The sequence below is a fragment of the Amycolatopsis sp. NPDC114484 genome, from assembly GCF_055633755.1.
On record NZ_JBVKDQ010000056.1, the window covers coordinates 1 to 2,836 of the forward strand.

3 protein-coding genes are annotated in these 2,836 nt (G+C 70.5%); 2 read left to right on the forward strand and 1 reads right to left on the reverse strand.

The window, feature by feature from the left end:
• The coding region (locus ACZ7SW_RS46675) for a helix-turn-helix domain-containing protein (RefSeq protein WP_470236824.1) at positions 1-397 on the forward strand (397 nt) is incomplete at its 5' end.
• A gap of 472 nt (positions 398-869) precedes the next feature.
• Here the strand turns inward: ACZ7SW_RS46675 and ACZ7SW_RS46680 are convergent.
• Positions 870-1,343: a recombinase family protein gene (locus ACZ7SW_RS46680; protein WP_470236825.1), complete on the reverse strand. Its 474-nt coding sequence runs from the start codon at positions 1,341-1,343 to the stop codon at positions 870-872.
• 1,110 nt (positions 1,344-2,453) lie between these two features.
• On the opposite strand from ACZ7SW_RS46680, the gene ACZ7SW_RS46685 reads away from it, so the two are divergent.
• Positions 2,454-2,836, forward strand: a 383-nt coding sequence (locus tag ACZ7SW_RS46685) for a hypothetical protein (RefSeq protein ID WP_470236826.1), incomplete at its 3' end; no start/stop codon positions are given.

Genomic DNA, 2,836 nt, shown 5'->3' on the forward strand with positions numbered 1-2,836 from the left:
TCGGGCACGCCTGGCTCGCCTCGACCCTGAACTGCGTTCACGTGCACCGCACGCGGATCGAAGAAGCCTGGCTCGCCGGCCGGCAGCGCGCCGCCGCGCGGTTGGGAGGACTGCTGTCACGAAGTGGAATCTGCTCCTGGCCGCGGCGAATCGCGGCTGCCGGAAGGCCGGCGAGTTGCAGCGCCCGCTCGCGGAACGCGGCCTGGTGATCCCCGCCGGGAAGATGTCCGGTCCGTGGTCCGGCGACCCGGCCAGCGTCGAACTCGACGACCTCGTCTGCGCCGTTCTCGGCTGCCCGGTCAGCGACGTGCTCGTCGCCGAACCGGAGAAGGTCCCCCGGCCCGGCACGGAATCGATGTCGCTGACCGCCGCGACGGCAGCGACGGGCCCGCCGTGACACCGAAACGTCGCGACGGCCGCTCCCTGCCACCGGAATGACGACGAGGAGCTGCATCTGCGGCGCGGTGCGCACCTGCGTGCGCTGCTCGGTCTGGGCGCCGCCATGACGCGTGGGCTCAGCGTGGCCTGCTGCCTGTTCGGCCGGAAGCACGCCGTCGGCGAGTGCGCTGGATGCGGCCGGCGGGAACCACTGCGCACGCGGTACTGCCGCTTGTGCTGGTGCCAGGCACGGCTGCTGGCCCGCGAGAGCGCCATCCGCTACGCCGGCTCGTCCCGGCAACTTCTGGAAACCGCGATCGAACGCGGCACTCGGGGTTGAGCCGAATCCGCGGGTCCAGCCCTGGTCCTGGGCGGAACGGACCCCGGGGTTCCCGCCGAGGAACCCTCGCTTGCGCTGAGCCCACGACGGCCCTGGGGTCGCCGTAGCATCCGCCAACTCGGGCGGACATGCCTAACCAGCGGCGATCCGGTCAGGTAGCCGAGCCGAGCTCCGCGAACTCGGTGCGGGGCTTGGTCGATCGCCTCGGGGAATCGCTCGCGCCGGAGGTGCTCGGCCAGCGCCCGGTAGCTGCTGGCCACGCCGGGATCGCGGCCCTTGCGCTTCCCGCTGAGGATGATCGTCGGGCTGGATGTCGTCGACCGACTCGCCGCCAGCACGGCGGCGCAGCACGGTGCGCAGCATTTCGCCGGTAGCGACCGGCGGCCGGCCGCCGTGTTTTTCCCTTGCGGGACACGGCATTCAGACCTTCCGGCGTGGCCCCGCGGATGTTCTCCTGGCCGATTTCGGCCATCGCGGCGAAAAACGCGAGCACGACGCGACCGGCGCCGGTTGGGTCGTAGATGCCAGGCAGCGGTCCACCGAGCATCTCCGGCACGATGCCGTGCGCGGTCAGGCAATCCGCCAGCGCGGTCAACTCAGCCTGGCCGCGGCCCAGCCGCTTCATCTCGAACACGGTCCGGGTCACGCGGCAGGACGGGGCGCGGGCTTTGATGTGGCGGCAGGCCCCAGCGCGGCCTCGAACTTCGGGCGCACCCGCACGCGGGCGGAGATCTTCTCCGAGCATTCCTGCCGGCGAGCCAAGGACACGGACGAGGAGTCCCCAGAGCCAGCCGAGCGGGGTGCGGGACTGATCCGGGACCGACCGGGCAACCGCCCGCCCGAGCGCCGCCCTGACGCCAGGCTCCTGCCGATGGCCGCCGACAACCTGCCAGACGCACCGTCCGGAGGTCCGGGAATCAGAGGGCGATTCGGTGAACTCCGGGCGGCTCGTCGGCCGTGTAACGAGTGTGACCGAGGCTGACCTGGCAATCGTGGACACCATTGGCGTCCCGCCTTTGCGGCGGGCGGTGCCGGTCGTCGGCGTCCCCGAGGGCCGCCTTCGCATGGCTTGGTCGCGCGTGTCGGCCAAGTGCCGGAGCCGGCCAGGTCGGGCATGCCGGCGAGTGCGCGTGCACGACGGGCAGTCACAACCGAGTTTTCCCCGCACAGTGCTGAAATCGCGCCGCGGCGTCCGGTTCAGGCGCGGACGCGGGCTGTCCCCGAGGCGAGAGTCTCGCGTTTGACCGGTGAGCCGATTACCGGTGACAGCGGTGCGGGATGCCGGCGCTGCCCTGCACGACCATGCTGGTTGCCGAGTTGAGCATAGAGGGTGCCGGGACTCGTCGAGGCGCGCTGCGGCAAGGGGGCGTCCACAACCTCGTACCGGTGCGTCACACGACTTCTTCGTTCCTGCGTCGAGCGCGGCCGGCGAAGAGTGCCGGTGATGGAAGCGGAGAGCACGGCAGTGCTCATCGTACGTTGAATCGTCCGCTGGGGGCGCGGGGCCAGCCCTGTGGCGGAGTACGTTTTCGGCGCGGCTCGACGGCAGGAGCGATGCGAGTGACACCGCGGCACCGGGGGGCGACGGGCCTGTTGCCGATCGCGCCGGAAGATCCGGTGCGGGGCAAATTCCCGAGCTGTCGACGGCAGCGTCATGAATCTCGTGTCCGCCGCGCTCTCGGCCCGCCGACCCATGTGAAACCATCATTCGACCCGGTCGGGAAGGGCAGGCGGCATGACAGCGGTTGAGGGCGTCAAACGCGCGTGGGACTGGTATCAAACTCGCATGTTGGCGACCGGCCAGAGTGCGACGATCCCGGAAGACGCGGCTCAATTGCTGGCGGAACTGGGATCGGCATTGGAGAAGCTGCACGAGCGGCATTACGGCCCGGACGGTTCGACACTGACGGCACCGGTGAGCCGCGGGGAACTGGCCGCGGCACAGTTCCTGTACAAGCGGGTCGAGAGAGAAGTCCCGCCGCCCGCCGGGCCGCCGATGCCGACAGTCGCCGCGTTGTTTGACGTCGACCTCGTCCCCGACCTCCTGATCACAAGCCCTCCGGGCTGGGTCGCCGCGCGCGCGACCGGAAACCGTCAGCCCTGGCACAACCGTTTTGC